At 40.6% G+C, this 19,151-nt stretch carries 15 protein-coding genes; 7 read left to right on the plus strand and 8 right to left on the minus strand.

What is annotated here, in order from left to right; translation table 11 throughout:
- Positions 1-10: 10 nt before the first annotated feature.
- The 3 genes from ilvB to RE317_RS02610 all read right to left on the minus strand — a co-directional run bounded on the left by ilvB (position 11) and on the right by RE317_RS02610 (position 4,395).
- Positions 11-1,708, minus strand: coding sequence for a biosynthetic-type acetolactate synthase large subunit (gene ilvB, locus RE317_RS02600; RefSeq protein ID WP_005847235.1), 1,698 nt, complete (start codon positions 1,706-1,708; stop codon positions 11-13).
- Positions 1,709-1,807: 99 nt separating this feature from the next.
- The gene (gene ilvD / locus RE317_RS02605; protein WP_005847233.1) at positions 1,808-3,610 is read right to left on the minus strand and encodes a dihydroxy-acid dehydratase; all 1,803 of its coding nucleotides are present in this window, start codon (positions 3,608-3,610) and stop codon (positions 1,808-1,810) included.
- Between the two features lie 410 nt (positions 3,611-4,020).
- Complete coding sequence (locus tag RE317_RS02610; RefSeq protein WP_005848211.1) at positions 4,021-4,395, minus strand: hypothetical protein; 375 nt, start codon at positions 4,393-4,395, stop codon at positions 4,021-4,023.
- A 362-nt stretch (positions 4,396-4,757) separates the two neighbouring features.
- Here RE317_RS02610 and RE317_RS02615 point away from each other — a divergent pair, with 362 nt between their 5' ends.
- The gene (locus RE317_RS02615; RefSeq protein WP_005847229.1) at positions 4,758-5,336 is read left to right on the plus strand and encodes a peptidylprolyl isomerase; all 579 of its coding nucleotides are present in this window, start codon (positions 4,758-4,760) and stop codon (positions 5,334-5,336) included.
- A gap of 147 nt (positions 5,337-5,483) precedes the next feature.
- Here RE317_RS02615 and RE317_RS02620 read toward each other — a convergent pair whose 3' ends face one another.
- The 3 genes from RE317_RS02620 to RE317_RS02630 form a co-directional block, all read right to left on the minus strand.
- Complete coding sequence (locus RE317_RS02620) at positions 5,484-6,926, minus strand: RagB/SusD family nutrient uptake outer membrane protein (protein ID WP_005848212.1); 1,443 nt, start codon at positions 6,924-6,926, stop codon at positions 5,484-5,486.
- Positions 6,927-6,938: 12 nt separating this feature from the next.
- Complete coding sequence (locus RE317_RS02625) at positions 6,939-10,142, minus strand: SusC/RagA family TonB-linked outer membrane protein (protein WP_224205139.1); 3,204 nt, start codon at positions 10,140-10,142, stop codon at positions 6,939-6,941.
- A 107-nt stretch (positions 10,143-10,249) separates the two neighbouring features.
- Positions 10,250-11,590, minus strand: coding sequence for a TlpA disulfide reductase family protein (locus RE317_RS02630; RefSeq protein ID WP_008669932.1), 1,341 nt, complete (start codon positions 11,588-11,590; stop codon positions 10,250-10,252).
- 357 nt (positions 11,591-11,947) lie between these two features.
- Between RE317_RS02630 and RE317_RS02635 the strand changes: the two genes are divergently transcribed.
- Both RE317_RS02635 and RE317_RS02640 read left to right on the plus strand, forming a co-directional pair.
- Positions 11,948-13,216 carry a putative DNA modification/repair radical SAM protein gene (locus tag RE317_RS02635; protein ID WP_005847221.1) on the plus strand — a complete coding sequence of 423 codons (1,269 nt, stop codon included), beginning with the start codon at positions 11,948-11,950 and terminating at the stop codon, positions 13,214-13,216.
- A complete protein-coding gene (locus RE317_RS02640; RefSeq protein ID WP_005847219.1) occupies positions 13,213-13,980 on the plus strand; it encodes a TIGR03915 family putative DNA repair protein in 768 nt (255 codons plus the stop codon). The genes RE317_RS02635 and RE317_RS02640 overlap by 4 nt, the downstream gene beginning before the upstream one ends.
- Here the strand turns inward: RE317_RS02640 and truA are convergent.
- Positions 13,946-14,719, minus strand: a complete 774-nt coding sequence (gene truA / locus RE317_RS02645; protein WP_005847217.1) for a tRNA pseudouridine(38-40) synthase TruA — start codon at positions 14,717-14,719, stop codon at positions 13,946-13,948. The two genes, RE317_RS02640 and truA, sit on opposite strands and share 35 nt — an antisense overlap.
- A 34-nt stretch (positions 14,720-14,753) precedes the next feature.
- Positions 14,754-15,428 (minus strand): DUF5715 family protein, encoded by a 675-nt coding sequence (locus tag RE317_RS02650; protein WP_117616189.1) that lies wholly within the window; start codon positions 15,426-15,428, stop codon positions 14,754-14,756.
- Between the two features lie 157 nt (positions 15,429-15,585).
- Between RE317_RS02650 and RE317_RS02655 the strand changes: the two genes are divergently transcribed.
- The 4 genes from RE317_RS02655 (at position 15,586) to RE317_RS02670 (ending at position 19,144) form a co-directional block, all read left to right on the plus strand.
- Positions 15,586-16,590, plus strand: a complete 1,005-nt coding sequence (locus tag RE317_RS02655; protein ID WP_016270171.1) for a PhoH family protein — start codon at positions 15,586-15,588, stop codon at positions 16,588-16,590.
- Between the two features lie 20 nt (positions 16,591-16,610).
- Complete coding sequence (locus RE317_RS02660; protein WP_117616188.1) at positions 16,611-17,555, plus strand: phosphoribosylaminoimidazolesuccinocarboxamide synthase; 945 nt, start codon at positions 16,611-16,613, stop codon at positions 17,553-17,555.
- 92 nt (positions 17,556-17,647) lie between these two features.
- Entirely contained in the window at positions 17,648-18,385 is a 738-nt protein-coding gene (gene ubiE / locus RE317_RS02665) for a bifunctional demethylmenaquinone methyltransferase/2-methoxy-6-polyprenyl-1,4-benzoquinol methylase UbiE (protein WP_005847210.1), read from the plus strand.
- A gap of 18 nt (positions 18,386-18,403) precedes the next feature.
- Positions 18,404-19,144, plus strand: coding sequence for a shikimate dehydrogenase (locus RE317_RS02670; RefSeq protein WP_005847207.1), 741 nt, complete (start codon positions 18,404-18,406; stop codon positions 19,142-19,144).
- Positions 19,145-19,151 lie beyond the last annotated feature (7 nt).

Consider the following 19,151-nt stretch of genomic DNA (forward strand, 5'->3'; position numbering starts at 1 on the left):
AATTATTAAATTAGCATTCCAGTAACATCTGATTCACCGAGCTTCCCGGAGGTGTCATCGGCAATACATTTCCCTCTTCTATCACACAAGCCTCCAACAGGAACGGCCCGTCATTAGCCAGCATTTCATGGATAGCATCCTGCAATTCCTCGCGCTTCATGACACGACGGGCAGGAATCTCGTATGCCTCGGCAATCTTCATGTAATCCGGATTCAACATCGGAGTAAATGAATAACGATGACCGAAAAACATAGCTTGCCACTGACGAACATTACCCAAATAGTTATTGTTCAACAAAATAATCTTTACCGGCGCTTTTTGCTCCATGATAGTTCCCAATTCTTGAATATTCATCTGCAAACCGCCATCACCCATAAATACGCATACAGTACGATCCGGGCAACCGAAAGTAGCGCCTATAGCAGCGGGAAGACCGAATCCCATTGTTCCCAATCCACCCGAAGTTACAATGCTACGGTTCTTACTGTATTTAAAATAACGAGCAGCCATCATTTGGTTCTGTCCCACATCTGTCACCAGTACGGCCTCATTATTCGAAGCCTCACTCACCGCACGCACCACTTCACCCATATTCAACGCCCCGTCAACAGGATGAATTTCTTTACTGATAACATGTTCATATTCCGTCTTTTCATATTCAGCAAAGCTATCAATCCATTCGGAGTGTTTATTCTCCCGGATAAGTTGCGTCAGCATAGCTAGCGTATGTTTACAATTACCTAATACGGGTACATCCACTTTTACATTCTTGTCTATTTCAGAATGGTCAATATCCAAATGAATCACCTTTGCCTGTTTAGCATATGTATCTAATTTTCCGGTTACACGGTCGTCAAAACGCATACCTACGGCAATCAACACATCACATTCATTAGTCTTGACATTGGGACCCAGATTTCCATGCATACCTAACATTCCTTTATTTAAAGGATGCGAAGTCGGTATAGCCGAAAGTCCCAGCAAAGTACAGCCACAAGGCATATCGGCTTTTTCTATGAATGCACGTAACTCATCTTGCGCGTTACCCAACTCTACCCCCTGCCCTACCAACACTAATGGCCTTTGGGCATTGTTTATCAATTCGGCAGCCTCCTGAAGAGATTCCTTATCAGGATTAGGTTCCGGATCATAACTACGGATAAAATCAAGCTTCATCGGTTCATAATCCACCATCTCCACTTGTGCATTCTTGGCAAAGTCCAGAACAACAGGACCGGGACGTCCGCTTTTGGCTATATAGAAAGCACGGGCTACAGCCCAAGCTACATCTTCCGCACGGCGAATTTGGTAACTCCATTTGGTAATAGGCTGAGTGATACCCACCAGATCTACTTCCTGAAAAGCATCCGTACCCAAAAAAGAAGCTCCTACCTGTCCGGCAATCACCACAATAGGCGTGCTGTCAATCATAGCATCGGCAATGCCGGTGATGGTATTTGTCGCACCGGGTCCGCTAGTCACCAAACAGACACCAACCTCCCCGGATACGCGGGCAAATCCCTGTGCTGCATGGGCAGCTCCCTGTTCATGACGGACCAATATATGGTTCAATGTATCTTTATGATGATATAAAGCATCAAAAGTAGGCATGATAGAACCTCCGGGATATCCGAAAAGAGTTTTTACTCCTTGATACTCCAAAGAACGCATCATCGCCTCTGCTCCTGTTATCTTTTCTTTTGCCATAATTGTTTAGTTGAGAATTGAGATTCAAAAAAATACGATGCCGGACAACTGGCCGATGACAACGAAACTGTTTTTTATTCTCAATTTTTAATTTCTAATTTAGTCAATGATTCTCACTCCTCCTTTATCTGCAGAACTTACCATACTAGCGTATGCCTTCAAGCTTTTAGGAACTTTACGGTCGCGGGTCACCGGTGCCATCGGTCGGGCGGCCAATTCTTCGTCGCTCAGTTTCACATTGATACTGCGGTTCGGAATATCGATTTCAATTATATCACCATCCACTATTTTTCCGATATTACCACCCGCTGCAGCTTCGGGAGAAATATGCCCGATGCTTAATCCCGAGGTTCCTCCACTAAAACGTCCGTCGGTAATCAGAGCACATTCTTTTCCTAAATGCTTGGATTTGATATAAGAAGTAGGATAAAGCATTTCCTGCATACCGGGACCACCTTTCGGACCTTCATGAGTGATAACAACAACATCTCCGCTGACTACCTTTCCTCCTAGAATACCTTCACAAGCAGCATCCTGCGAATCGAACACCTTGGCAGGTCCCGAGAATTTCCAAATACTTTCATCCACTCCGGCTGTTTTCACTACGCAACCATCCTGTGCAATGTTCCCTTTCAAAACAGCCAAACCTCCGTCCTTACTATAAGCATGTTGCAAATCACGGATACAACCATTGGCACGATCTGTATCCAGTTCTTTATAAACAGCATTCTGAGAACCCAGCTTTATATTGAATTTGTTTCCCGGAGCACTTGAATAGATACGTTTTGCTTCAGTATCCACTTCCTTCTTACATATATTATATTTTTCGACAGCTTCCGCCAATGTCAGACCGTCCACTCGCTTCACATCGGTTTTCAGCAAACCACCCTTAGATAATTCTCCCAATATATTAAGGATACCGCCGGCACGGTTCACATCCTGGATATGATATTTCTGTGTGTTCGGAGCTACTTTACACAAACAAGGCACATGGCGTGAAAGCATATCAATATCATCCATCTTGAAATCTACTTCCGCCTCGTGGGCGATAGCTAAAAGATGGAGCACAGTATTGGTGGAACCACCCATTGCAATATCCAATGTCATGGCATTCAGAAAAGCATCACGAGTAGCAATGCTGCGTGGCAACACGCTGTCATCTCCTTCCTCATAGTATTTATAAGCATTCTTCACTATCAGAGCAGCCGCATCTTTAAACAACTGAGTACGGTTGGCATGAGTTGCCAAAATAGTGCCATTACCCGGAAGTCCCAGACCAATAGCCTCATTAAGACAATTCATGGAATTAGCCGTAAACATACCTGAACAGCAGCCACAGCCGGGACACGCATTATCTTCTATTTGAGCCACATCCTCATCGCTGACCGATGCATCAGCAGATTTAATCATGGCGTCTATCAAATCAAGATGCTGGTTATTCCATTCTCCTGCCTCCATAGGACCACCCGATACAAAAACAGTCGGTATGTTCAGCCGCATGGCAGCCATCAGCATACCCGGAGTGATTTTGTCACAATTACTGATACACACCATTGCATCCGCCTTATGAGCATTCACCATATATTCCACGCTGTCGGCAATGATATCACGACTGGGCAGTGAATATAGCATACCATCGTGTCCCATAGCTATTCCGTCATCAATGGCAATTGTATTGAACTCTGCTGCAAAACATCCCAGTTTTTCGATCTCGGCTTTCACTTGCTGACCTATTTCATGCAGATGGGTATGTCCCGGAACAAACTGTGTAAACGAATTTACTATGGCTATAATGGGCTTGCCCATCATTTCTTTTTTCATGCCGTTAGCTACCCATAAAGCTCTCGCTCCTGCCATACGGCGACCCTGTGTGCTAAACGAACTGCGTAACTGATTCTTCATCTTATTCTAAATCTATAACGTCCTATACTTATTGAAAAAGCCTTCCTCACCATGTGAGAAAGGCTTTCAATTATTTCTTTATATGTACAACTACACATACACAACCTTTCTCACGCTCCCAGTGTGACCACCACGACGCGAATAATATGCAGGACTGCCAGGTTATTTAGAGTAGTAATATTCATATATCTGTTTTCTTTGTTTCTTTAACGACTGCAAAGGTAAAGCGTTTTTTGTAACAAACAAATAAAATGAAGATTTTTTTTCTTATAAATTATCATTCGTAACTAAATCGGGCTTTAAACAATCATTTTATCACAAATATACACTATATCTTCCGACGGATAAATAAAAAAGAGAATACAAACCAATGCACTCTCTTTTCTATTCATTTATTTCATTTTATAAATTTACTTATTCGCCACATCTTCCATATAGGAATCCAACCCTTTGTTTTTCAATGTGACATTCAACAACTGCACATACTTCTTGTACTGCTCATTTGTCAATGTACGTTTCATCAGTTTGAAGTTTCCATATACGGCTTCACGCAATTTTTTACCTTGTTTAGCTTCTTTTGCGTAGCTTGCGCTTTGCACTTTGTCAGCAAAATAATCAGAAATATTAGCAACCTCCTCCATCTGACGTGCATCCAGATTCAAATATTTGCTCAACTTTGCGACGTTAACATCTACCTTCCAATCTTTACCTTCTACTTTTTCTCCTGCAAAACTTGTAGCTGACATTCCTAATGCCACTACAACCAACAATACTAAACGTTTCATAATACCTAAAATTTTAATTTGTTAAACCTAAAAACAATTTACTTAGTACCTAGTACCCAAGAACTAAATAATACCTTTTAAAAACAATCTCGTTATCTCATTCTCTTTACGTTGCAAATATAACAACATGCTTTATAACATGTTGTCATATATCTGTTAATTAAAGCAAACATCTATCAAAACGAGCAGTTAATTGATTTATATCAAGGATTAAACGCCACCGAAAATGCATTTATAGTATCATAATAACAAATTTATGTAATATAAACGTAATAACAAAGGATTAAGGGGAATTAATTCGTATCTTTGCCAACGGAAAACTTACGTAAGTAGTTTATATTACATTATTATAATAAGAAAACATGGAAAATAAGTACATCACCGTAGCATACAAACTTTATGTAATGCAAGACGGCCAGAAAACATTGGTAGAAGAAGCAACTGTAGAACATCCTTTCCAGTTCATATCCGGCTTAGGAACCACACTGGAACGCTTTGAAACAGAAATAACAGCCTTGAAGAAGGGTGATAAATTTGAATTTGTCATTCCTACCGCAGAAGCCTACGGAGAATATATGCCCGAAGGTGTGCGCACTGTATCTAAAGATATGTTCACCATTGATGGTGTTTTTGATGAAGAACGTATCTTCCCGGGGGCTGTCATTCCCTTACAGGACAATGAAGGCCATCACTTCTACGCTACCGTAAGCGAAGTAACCAATGACACTGTTACTGTAGATTTAAACCATCCTCATGCAGGTAAAGATCTCACTTTTGAAGGTGAAGTAGTAGAATCCCGCACAGCCACTAATGAAGAAATTCAGGAAATGGTAAAAATGATGAGTGGAGAAGGATGCGGCTGTGGTTGTGGTGACTGCGGAGGTGGATGCGGTGATGGTTGTAGTGATGAAAACAACTGTGGATGCGGACATTGCCACTAATCCAATTTGAAAAATAATAAAACGAGAAAAGGGCGGATTTTTTGTTCCGCCCTTTTTGTTTCTCTCTATAGGATATCCGGATATTTCTTAATCTTTTCAGAATACTCCTATCGATAATATAAATTCTATCGCAAAATTATCGCTTTATTACTTTTCCACATTCTGTGTAATCGTTCCATTTCCAGGATTAGATACGGCTTCACGCGGAAAAGGCATAATCCATAAATGCGAATCAGACTTTAGAATATACTCTTTTCCTTCAATAGTACGTGGAAAAGTACGGGCATACTCCGGGTCCTTATTCAAACGTCTATAATCACAATATATAACCTGAGTCTGGATATATTCACTCTCTTTATCTCTTATTATTTTTTCCACTGCTTCTTTCGTTGTTGCAGCAGTCCAATCTTGATAAAACTCAGGAAGAATACGTGTTTTTCTCACCTTATTCACCAGTTCCATTGCTTCTCTAATATTAGCTTCTCCCCCTTTACGAGCCAAACATTCGGCCTTTATATAATACATTTCAGGTGAACGCATACCTCCTTTATTCATTTCCAAAGCATAGATACCCGCATAATAAGGAATACCGGAAGATGACACTCTGGATTTCCAATGGGTCAGCAGACGAGTATCCCCCTTTTCAAAACGAGCCGCCCGTTCAGGAGAAATAGCGTAGCTTGTGTTATTCAAACCAGTCCAGCCTGAAGTGGAAGATCCATAACAATAAATATAATTCTCTACATTATCTGTTTCAGGATTACCGGCTACCCCTGATGTATAATTCTTGGGATCATCATAGCGCTCCTTATCCGCCTCATAAAGATCTATCCAGTTAAAAAGCTGGTCATTTTGCTCCAATGCCAATGAAGCGTTCTTCAAAGCATTGTCATAATCCCCCATAGACAAATACACTCGAGCCAACATACCATATCCAAGTGCCCGATTAGGATGAAGAATCGACTCACTATGTACAGGCAGATCTTCAACCGCCTTATTCAAATCATCAAGCATAAACTCATAGATTGTTTGCAAAGTTACCTGCGGCGACGGAGCCTCCACAGAAGCCGAAGTTATCAAAGGAACTGACAGTTTATCCTTAGTAGCCTCATCATACTGGTCAGCATAAAAATTAGCCAAATAAAAATAATGCATGGCTCTAAGAACACGTCCCTGAGCTATTAACTGACGGCGCTGAACCTCCGTACATTCTGTCGCATCCGGTACATCCTCTACGATTAGATTCCACGCAAAAAGTCCCTCATAAGCATTAAAATAAGGGTTCTTATCATTGCCTGTCATTAAGTCTATTCGATTTACAGATTCATCTGCGTAATAATTGGCACGTGTTAACGACGGACTAGTTACGGCAGAAGGAAGTTTAAATATATCTCCTGCTAATACCGCAAGCTGATCGGGATCAAGAAAATGGTAGGAAAAATTATTTCGGATAAAAGCATTATAGTCTTCCCATGTCTTCGGAATCTTCTGCCCTTTCGGCACATCATCCAAATAATCATCACAAGCGGAAAGCATCATAGCCACCATAACAAAAAGCAGACTGCTTATCTTTATCATTTGTTTTTTCATATTATTCATCCTTTAAAAATTCAAATACAATCCCCATACATAATTCGGTTTCACTTTACCGCCTAAATCGTAATTCGCTTTACTATCAAAAGCAAATGTTGCTACATTCTCTACATTGAACTGAAGACGAGCGCCGGAAAGAGAAATTTTCTTGCACCAATGGGCCGGAACTCTGTACGCCAATGAAATATTACTCAAACGAATATTTGATGCATCATACACAAACAAATCCGAATAACGATATAATTCCGTACGGTGTGTATTAAAATTCTCCGTATCATTAGAGAAAAGCAGACGTGGTACGTCCGTTACATCCCCAGGCTGAGTCCAACGGTCCACTATACCCTTAGCAGTAGATGTAATACGTCCGTTCGACATATTAATGCTTGGAATATTGCTTGACCGCAACTTGTGACCTGCATCCAATATCAGCATTGCTGAAAATTCAAAACCTTTATAACGTAATACATTGGTTAACGAAGCATTATGTATAGGAACAGTCGTACCACAATAAACCAATGCATGATAATCACGTGCAGGACCTGAAGTGACATTATTTTCCGCATCATATACCTGTGGATCACCATTCTCATTCAATCCAGCCCACTTATACGCATAAATACCATATAATGGTTTTCCAACCATAGGATAACTGGTAGGCATACTTATACGGCTATCCCACAAACTTGGTTGCACACTGATGTGTTTTACTTTATTACGATTAAATGCATATAACAATGAAGCGTTCCAACTAAAGTCCTTCTGACGGATAATCTCTCCGCTCAAAGTGATTTCCACTCCCCGGTTTACCATTTTTCCATTATTCGTCATCAACGTTGTATAGCCAAACCCTTGTGTAGGACTACCATTTATAGCAGCAAGTAGATCAACACTATATTTATTATAATACTCTATTGTTCCCGACAGACGATGACGGAACAAAGCAAAATCTACACCTACATTCACAGTCGTTGTCTTTTCCCAACGGATATCCTTATTGGGAGGAGTATTCACAGACCCTGCCATACCATCCACAAGGCTGGAATCATAATAGGAAGCTATCAGATAGGGAGCTGTATTACGCCCAATATTACCACCAATACCGTATGAAGCGCGTAATTTCAACATGTCTACAAAATCCGCTTGAAAGAATTTCTCTTTATAGATATTCCAACTTCCCCCGACTGACCATAAAGGTTTATTCTGGTATTTCGAATTAGTTCCCCACAAGTTCGAACGATCCCAACGAATACTTCCAGAAAGTACATATTTATCATCATACGTATACGATGCATTCGAATAGAAGGAAACAAAACGATTAAGCAATTCACGAGACGAAGCAATACTATTCTGATCTAACTGAGCAGATCCTAACAAGCCCGAAAAATAAGCCAAATCTTTCATATTATAATTTTGCCATGTTTTAAGCTCCGGATCATATCCGTATACCGTATTTTCATCAAAATTAATCAATGAATGGCGCACTTCCTGTCCTAATATCCATACTAAATTATGCTTTTCATCAAATGTTTTATCAAGACTCAACTGTTGACGGAAGTTATAACTATGTTTGCTGTTCTTCAACGTATGAAACGAATCTCCATTCGGCAGATTATATACCAAAGAACTGCCATTCGGTGATTTGCTGGTAAAATCATTAATACGCTTACGCATAAAATTTGACTCTTTCTCACCCAATGATTCATAATCCGAATCACTTGTTTCATATTGGAACATCACATTGTAATTCAACCAAGAAGTCAAATCAAACTTCAACTTAGCATAAGCGCGGGTTTCAAAAGTTTTGGTTGTATTAAGAGCATAATTCAACTCATCCATCGGCACGAGATCTTCTGAATACAGCCCATATTGATCTACTAAATCACGACGTGACTTGTCACTTTGTGAAGGTGCCACAAAATAACTTCCATCTGCATTGACCAACGGATCATAAGGCATGACAGAAAAGCCCGGATCAAACAAATCATATGACTGGTTCTTCTCTTTGCCATATTTCAGATAAACGCCTGTATCAAAATGCAACCAATTGGTTAGCTGTAATGAATTAGTAATATTGATACCTAATTTCCAATCACTATGATTTATATCCTCATAATCATTATCCCAATAAGTAGTAGAGAAATTAAAAGAATTACGCTCTGTTGTTTTACCTACCCTCAAATTATACTGCTGGTAAAAAGGGTTACGCTTACCATATTTTTCTGCCTGATCATAATATTGATAACCGTAGGAAGCCAACTGATTCAGAATTTTATCTCCCTCAGCCATACTGATTTTCCCAGTGTACATATCTAACAAAGTATTAACTCCCAAACTAGGATATGGTCCGTTTTCACGCAAATCGGCAGCCTGCATCTCCGCAGCCTCAGGCGTACTCAATGCCATAGTCGCCCATTCACGTTCCATAGCAATAACATCAGCCGCATTAGTCCGATTTTTTTTATAATAAGAATAAGGGTGCACTGTAAAGGTAGAAGAAAAACTTACTTCCGCTTTACCTTCTTTAGCCTTTTTCGTAGTAATCACAATCACGCCATTAGCAGCTCGCGCACCGTAGATAGAAGCAGCAGCAGCATCTTTCAGCACTGTTACGCTTTCAATATCTTCCGGATTTAAATCAGGCATATTTTCAGTTGTCTGCCCTATTCTGTCTAATGTTGTATTTTCTACAGGAAATCCATCAATCACGACCATCGGATTCGCGACAGCATTCATGGTTGTGACACCACGAATCTGTCCATTCACATATCCAGCCACTTGTCCCTCAAGCATAGAAGACAAGTTATCCATACGTTTCAACTCTAACTTTTCAGTAGAAACTTTAGAAAACGCACCCGTAGAACGTTCTTTCGACAAAGTCTGATATCCAGTAACCAACACTTCATCCAACATTTCAGTGTCCGCATCCAACCGAATAAAAAGCTCTTTCTTTCCATCCACAACCGCCACTTCTTTTGATTTCATACCAATATATGAAACCACAAGTGTTTCCCCACTGTTTACCTTCAGATGGAAACGTCCATCCACATCTGTTACGGTACCATTCTGAGTTCCTTTTACCAATACAGTCGCTCCAATCAACGGTTCATCATTAGTATCTGTAACCACTCCCGAAATAGATTTTTTTTCATTCTGCCGTATTTCTGAAACGACAGTACTTTCCTCTGCCAACGCATAAGCTACCGGTCCACACAAACAAATACAAAAAAGAATTCTTGAAAAAAACAGATTTCCCCCTTTGCACCTTCTTGAGTTTACTGATTCTTCACTCATAAAATTAAAAAAATTTATCAATATAAAAGTCAGTTAAGTAATTCATCTAATTTAGCTATTGTTTTGGGATCAGAAGGACGACTCATATCCACCGATATAATTTTTCCTTCCTTATCTAAAAGAATAAAACGGGGAATCCCCTTTATCATGTAGTCATTCATAAATGTATCTCCATTTACAAAATGCAACTGAATACCCTTTAAACCAGCCCTCACTCTATTTTCCCATGCTTTTTTGTTATTATCACATGAGATACTAACAAAATAAATATCTTTTCCATGGTATTTTTCTTCTAACTTTTGCAAATGTGGAATTTCACGTTGGCAAGGACCACACCAAGTAGCCCAAATATCTATATATACATACTTTCCCTTAAAATCAGAAAGAGAAACTTTTTTACCAGACAAATCCGTACAGTTAAAATTTGGAGAAAGAGCTCCTACCGACAATTTGCGCCAACGATTGCACAATGTCTCAAAATTCTTCACCAATAGCGGTGATTTTACATACCGATCGAACACAGCACAATAAGCATCAGCAGAATCAAGTCCATATCTCTCTACATAAGCATATACATTCTTATTTATTAAGAACTCTGCAATACCAGGCTCCTTCACTTCCGATTCCACATATCGGACTACCGCATCCAAAGACTTTGATTCCGGGTATTGTTTTCTTGCCACTCTGCTTACCGCCTCAACCAAAAATGAACGGAATTCGTCATATCGCAACAAAGAAGCATCCATAACCATCAACTCCTGTAACTTACTCCAATATTCTAAAGAAGCTTCATAAGTAGAATCCTTAGCTATACGCATATGGAAATAAGGATAAGAAGGCAATGTAGCACAAGTAAAATATTTCAAACGTATTTTCTCCATTTCATTAATTTCCTCTGATAATCCGGCATGATCCAACTCTTGCAGATTTACATTCAAAATACTATCCATTTTCAAAAAGAACGCTTTTTCTCCTAATGCCATATCATCAATTTTTGCTGCTTTCAAACGTCCGTTATTCAAATAGATATTTACTTGTGAACCTGTGCCTGTAATGGCTACACGTTCTCCAAATTTTTTATTTTCAAAAGAAATTTGTATATCTGTATCAGGTGTAAGCAACAAAGTACGACTTATATAATGATAACCTAATGCCACATAAACAGGCTCCGTAACATCGACTACCAATTCTCCCTTTCCTGAAGCATCTATTGAAATAGGAAGTTCTCTCCCGTCAGGAAAATAAAGCATTGCTGAATGATCTTCTATTTTACCACTTATAGACAAAGAAATCTTTGCCGCATAACTATAAAAAGGGAATAACAAACAGACAAAAAGAAAGACTCTCATTTTTTTCTTAAACCACTCCATAAATATTTTTTTATATTAAACATTAAAAATTAAGTGCGAAATTAACAAATAATTTGCAAACCGCCTTAATTTATATTACATAAACTAATGTTTAAGTAGCATTTTAACATAAAAAAAGCGATGGAATTCATACAGAGTTCATCCACGTTCCAATACCCCATATATTCTCCACAAAGAAGTTAAAAGAATTATAGTCACCACCAATACACACCTGCTTAAAGCAAGCGGGCTTATATTGTAATTAGAAAAAAGGAACAGTATAATCCAACAAAGAAGTTAAAAATTAACGGAGAAAATGCCAAACCGTTTGCCCATTCCAAAGACTATCTGTATTTTTGGCAGAAATATTCTGATTAAATGAATGAGAATGTCCTTGCCAAATTGAAAGTACTAGCAGAATCTGCCAAATATGATGTTTCCTGCTCCAGTAGTGGGACTGTGCGCCGTAACCAATCAGGCACATTGGGAAACACCGTAGGCGGCTGGGGAATATGCCACAGCTTCGCTGAGGACGGTCGTTGCATATCCTTGCTGAAAATTATGCTGACCAATTATTGCATATATGACTGTGCCTATTGTATCAATAGAAGAAGCAATGACATTCCCCGTGCCACACTTTCGGTAAGCGAACTGGTAGACCTCACCATCGAATTCTACCGGCGCAACTATATAGAAGGGCTTTTCCTCAGCTCCGGCGTTGTACGCAATCCGGATTACACCATGGAAAGGTTGGTACGTGTTGCCAAAGACCTGCGGTTAGTACACAAATTCAACGGATATATTCACCTGAAAAGCATCCCCGGAGCCAGTCGCGAACTAGTTAATGAAGCCGGACTCTACGCTGACCGCCTCAGTGTAAACATAGAAATTCCCAAAGAAGAGAATCTGAAATTACTGGCTCCCGAAAAAGATCACAAAAGTGTGTACCAGCCCATGCGCTATATCCAGCAGGGAGTACTTACCAATAAGGAAGACCGGAAAAAATTCCGCCATGTTCCACGCTTCGTTCCTGCCGGACAAAGCACGCAGATGATTGTCGGTGCCACAACCGAATCAGACAAAGACATCCTTTATCTTTCTTCTTCACTCTACCAACACCCCACCATGAGGCGCGTTTACTACTCAGGATATATATCCGTAAATACATACGACAAACGGCTTCCGGCACTGAAACAGCCGCCATTGGTACGGGAGAACCGTTTGTATCAGGCCGACTGGCTGTTACGTTTCTATCAATTTAAAGTAGAAGAAATAGTAGATGACTCCTATCCCGACCTGGATTTGGAAATCGATCCCAAACTAGGTTGGGCATTACGGCATCCCGAACTATTTCCGATAGATATAAATCAGGCAGATTACGAAATGATTCTCAGAGTACCGGGCATCGGAATCAAATCGGCAAGACAAATCATCGCATCACGCCGCTTCTCCAAACTGGGATTCTATGAACTGAAAAAAATAGGTGTAGTGATGAAAAAAGCGCAATACTTCATAACCTGCAACGAACTCCCCACCCGAACTGTTAATGAACTGACCCCGACAGGAGTACGCAGACTGTTAGTACCCAAACCCAAAAAGAAAGTGGACGAACGCCAATTAATACTAAACTTCACTGATAACGAATGATTCTGTTTATCTATGACCATACGTTTGAAGGCTTGCTGACTTGCATTTTCGATGCCTACTTCCGCAAAACCTTTCCAGACTCGCTCTTGATGGAAGGCGAGCCGCTACCCTTATTTTATGATGGAGCCATACACATAGCCACTGATGAAGAGAAAGCCGGACGAGTGTGGCGCGGATTACAGAAAAAAATCTCCAAGCATGCCCTGTTATGCCTGACCTGCTGCTGGTTATCAGAATTACCAAAGGTGGACGAAATGCTTTTCCGCTATATCCGGAAGGCCATAAACTCTCCTCATTCCATCGAAACCAACTTTGCCGATCCTGATGTGCTGGAGCTTGCGAAAATCTATAAAAGAGTAGATGGAGAACGAGTACACCTCATGCAGTTCGTCCGTTTCCAAAAAGCTGCGGACGGAACTTTCTTTGCAGCCGTAGAGCCTCAATTCAACGCACTGCCACTGGCTGTGGATCATTTCAAAGACCGGTTTGCCGACCAGCGTTGGCTCATTTATGATGTGAAGCGACAATATGGATATTACTATAATCTGACGGAGATGGAAGAAGTAACATTTGAAGACCCCCGCCAAGCACATCTGGTCACAGGAATGCTAAATGAAACATTGATGGACAATGATGAGAAATTGTTTCAGAAACTTTGGAAAACATATTTCAAGTCCATTTGCATCAAAGAACGTTGGAATCTCAGAAAACACCGGCAAGATATGCCTGTCAGATATTGGAAATATCTGACGGAGAAACAATAAACAGTTCTTCCGGATATCCCACATCTACCAAAAACAAGGCATGTCCCGGAACAGAACTCCCGGCACTACAACGATCTTTATCCTCTATCACTTTCCTGAACTCATCCACAGTCATTTTACCACGTCCCACTTCTACCAACGTACCTACCACAGCCCTTACCATATTCCGTAAAAAACGGTCAGCTTTAATAGTAAATACCCATTCTGTCCCGCTCACCTGCGTCCATTCAGCATGCATAATCCGGCAATTATTCGTCTTCACATCAGTATGCAATTTACTGAAACTGGTAAAATCAGTATAATCAAACAATACACGGGCAGCCTCATTCATTTTCTCAAAATCCAATGAATTAAAAAGCCTCCAGGCATAGTGACGGTTAAACGGATCTTTCCGGGTAGTCACATAATACTTATAAGTACGATAAGTCGCGTCAAAACGGGCATGCGCATCATCCTTCACCCGCTTTACAGCGTAAACCGCTATATCGGGAGGAAGCAAGCGATTCAATTTCTCCGTTATCTGAACACAATCCAACTCCCGGTCATAATCAAAATGCGCGATCATGAGACGCGCATGCACACCGGCATCAGTACGTCCCGCTCCCACTACCTCTATTTCTTGACGGAGAAAAGTAGAAAGAGCACGCATTAATGTTTCCTGTACACTGTCACCATTGGGCTGAATCTGCCAACCGTGATAATTCGTTCCATCATAAGCCAAATATATGAAATACCGCATCGTAAAGCCTCCGACCAAGTGAAAATTCAATAAATCAGCGGGCTGTTATATGAAAACATCCCTGTTTCAACTCATATTTAATATAGCATTTGTCCGATTTCCGAAGATCACGGAGTACCTCGGCCAATACCAACTTCAGCGTATCCGGACTAACATCCTGCATAGGACGTCCATCCGGGTCTTCCACTTTACAAAACCGACGGTAACTGACATCGAAAGTTGTCCCAAAAGCATGAGCTGAATTGGCAGAAGCATTTCCATTGCGACGACGAAGACGTTTCACATCATCTGCCGTACGAAGTACAGAAGTAACAATGATTTGATTAGGATTCAATCCTTTGCAACTCAATGAATCCAAAAAATTGGCTCCTATTGTATCCAATAACGCACTAGCCTGCGGAATCAGAAAAGGAATGGAGTGAGTCAGCGAATCCATGGCATAACGCTCACAGGGTTTTATCTGAACCAATTTGCCACCCAGCCCCTCTGCTTCCGAACGAGAAACCAACGGACGAATTCCTATTTTCTTCGCCACACTGAGATGAGTATCATTCAAATCACCGAAACTACGTTTATAGCTAATTACACCTTTTATATTATGAGGCTCGTTCATCTTCATGGACATATCTTTTTCCTTGCAACCGGAAGAAACTGTCAAGGAAAACAACAGTGACAATAGCGTGCAACATGCACCTTTCATACAATTCATAATCTAACTATCTTTTCAAATTCCTCGCAAAGATAGATTAAAATCCTTTTTCTGAAAAAGCTTATGCAAATAAATTGCCCGGAAAATAAGAACAATGAAAACCTTTCATTAAATTTGCACCCTATAAACAAGTACATAAAGTACCTAAACTAGTTAAATGATAGAAAAACATATAGTTTTAGAGGATATTGATCCTGTGATATTTTATGGCGTAAACAACGTCAATATGAAAATGATACAAGCTTTGTATCCCAAATTAAAAATTGTGGCACGTGGAAATGTCATCAAAGTATTGGGAGACGAAGAGGAAATGTGTGCTTTTGAAGAGAATATATTGGCATTGGAAAAGCATTGCGCCCAGTATAACTCACTGAAAGAAGAAGTGATTTTAGACATAGTGAAAGGTCGTTCACCCCAAATAGAGAATACAGGGGATACTATTGTATTCAGTGTAACAGGAAAACCGATCGTTCCCCGTAGTGAGAACCAGTTGAAGCTGGTACAAGAATATGAAAAGAACGATATGCTGTTCGCTATCGGTCCCGCAGGTTCAGGAAAGACATACACTGCTATCGCCCTTGCTGTCCGTTCCCTGAAAAACAAAGAAATCAAAAAAATTATTTTGAGCCGTCCGGCTGTGGAGGCAGGAGAAAAACTCGGATTTTTACCCGGTGATATGAAAGATAAGATTGACCCTTATCTACAACCACTGTATGACGCATTACAAGATATGATTCCCGCCGCCAAGCTAAAAGAATATATGGAATTGAATGTGATTCAAATAGCCCCATTGGCATTTATGCGCGGACGCACCTTGAATGATGCTGTAGTGATATTGGACGAGGCTCAAAATACCACCACCCAGCAAATTAAGATGTTCCTCACCCGTATGGGGATGAACACCAAAATGATTGTAACAGGTGACATGACACAGATAGACTTACCATCTTCACAAACTTCGGGGTTGATACAGGCACTAAAAATTCTGAAAGGCGTGAAAGGAATCAGTTTCATCGAACTCAACAAGAAGGACATTGTACGGCACAAACTGGTTACCCGCATTGTGGAAGCATACGAGAAGTTTGAAGAAAAACAGAAAACCTTTCATTCATGTCATTCTGAACGAAGTGAAAAATCTGAAAACATAAAACGAATTTATTGATTTTAATTATAAATAAAGACATGAGTAAAGCATTAACAAGAACAGACTTTAACTTTCCGGGACAGAAAAGTGTGTACCACGGCAAAGTGCGTGATGTATACAACATCAATGACGAAAAGTTAGTAATGGTAGCTACCGACCGTATCTCCGCATTCGACGTAGTTCTGCCTGAAGGTATTCCCTACAAAGGACAAATGCTGAACCAGATTGCAGCCAAATTTCTAGATGCAACTACCGACATCTGCCCCAACTGGAAAATGGCGACTCCAGATCCTATGGTTACCGTAGGAGTTATGTGTCAAGGTTTTCCTGTGGAAATGATTGTCCGTGGTTACCTGTGCGGTAGCGCATGGCGTGCTTACAAAAACGGCGTTCGTGAAATCTGTGGTGTAAAACTTCCCGAAGGAATGAAAGAAAACCAGAAATTTCCCGAACCAATCATTACTCCAACCACTAAAGCCGAAATGGGCCTGCATGACGAAGACATCTCTAAGGAAGAAATTCTGAAACAAGGTCTGGCCACTCCCGAAGAATACGAAATATTGGAAAAGTATACATTGGCTCTGTTCAAACGCGGTACTGAAATCGCTGCAGAACGCGGACTGATCCTGGTAGATACCAAATACGAATTCGGTAAACACAACGGCACTATTTATCTGATGGATGAGATCCACACTCCGGATTCAAGCCGTTATTTCTACTTGGAAGGTTATGAAGAACTCTTTGCAAAAGGCGAACCTCAAAAACAACTTTCTAAAGAATTCGTACGCGAATGGTTGATGGAAAATGGTTTCCAAGGCAAAGAAGGACAACAAGTTCCCGAAATGACCCCGGAAATCGTTAATTCTATCAGCGAACGCTACATGGAACTGTTCGAACACATCACCGGCGAAAAATTTGTGAAAGCAGACACTGAAAATATCGCCGCACGTATAGAAAAGAACGTAACCGAATACTTGAAATAAATAAAAATGAAAAATTAAAGATTAAAAGACAGGTACAGGAATCTATCCTCCATCCTCTCCTTTTAATCTTTAATTTTCAATTTTAATTAAACATGAACTACCCACAAGAAAAAATCAAGCCCTACAACGCTGACGAAAAGAAAAGCGTCCAAGTAGAGAAAATGTTCGACAACATTGCCCCTGCTTACGACCAGTTGAATCATGCCCTTTCATGGAACATTGACAAAAGCTGGCGCCGCAAAGCCATTAACTGGCTGGAACCTTTTCACCCGCAACACATAATGGATGTAGCCACCGGAACGGGCGATTTTGCCATTCAAGCCTGTCAGACACTTCACCCCCAAGAGCTGATAGGTACCGATATATCCGAAGGCATGATGAATGTGGGACGTGAAAAAGTAAAAGCCGCCGGACTGGACAGCCGCATCTCTTTCGCTAAGGAAGACTGTACAGCACTCACCTTTCCCGACAAACGCTTTGACGCTATTACCGTAGCATTCGGTGTACGCAATTTCGAAGACCTTGACAAAGGACTCCGCGAAATGCACCGCGTACTGAAAGACAACGGAAAACTAGTCATTTTGGAACTCTCCGAACCCGACTGGTTCCCCATGAAACAGCTATATGCTGTCTATTCTAAAATAGTCATCCCCACTTTGGGCAAGCTACTCTCTAAAGACCGTAGTGCCTACACTTACCTGCCGCAGTCCATCAAAGCCTTTCCACAAGGCGAAATAATGACAGACATTATCCGTAAAGCCGGATTCAACCAGGTGAGTTTCAAGCGGTTGACACTAGGTATCTGTACGCTTTATTTAGCAACGAAATAATTTAAAGTATAGAGTTTTATGAAAAAATATGGTTTGATAGGTTATCCGTTAGGACACTCGTTCTCAAAGAACTTTTTCAATGAAAAGTTTCATTCGGAAAACATTGATGCCGAATATGTAAACTTCGAAATCCCATCCATCAAAGAACTGCCTTCTGTGCTATTGGCTAATCCTGATTTAGTAGGGCTCAATGTCACTATACCTTATAAAGAACAAGTCATCTCTTATTTGGACGAACTGGATAAAGATGCGGCAGCCATCGGAGCCGTCAATGTAATCAAAATTGTCCGCCAAAAAGGTAAGACCAGGCTGATAGGCTATAATTCCGATGTGATTGGCTTCACTCAATCTATCGAACCCTTGCTGGAACCCCAGCACAAAAAAGCTCTGATCCTAGGAACAGGAGGGGCCTCGAAAGCGATTGCTTACGGACTGAAAAAATTAGGTTTGGAATGCAAATTCGTATCACGGAACCTGCGTGAAGAAATGCTGACTTACGATCAGCTCACTCCCGAAATCATGGATGAGTATAAAGTAGTTGTCAACTGTACTCCTGTAGGTATGTATCCCCGTGCCGATGAATATCCCAATATTCCATACCAATATCTCACACCCAACCATTTGCTTTATGATTTGTTATATAATCCTGACACTACTCTTTTTATGAAAAAGGGGGCAGACAAAGGGGCAATTACCAAAAACGGTTTAGAAATGCTCTTATTACAAGCCTTTGGTGCATGGGATATATGGAACAAATAGTTAAGGT

It is taken from the genome of Phocaeicola sp. GP0067, assembly GCF_031119655.1.
In the GTDB taxonomy this organism is placed as follows: domain Bacteria; phylum Bacteroidota; class Bacteroidia; order Bacteroidales; family Bacteroidaceae; genus Phocaeicola; species Phocaeicola vulgatus.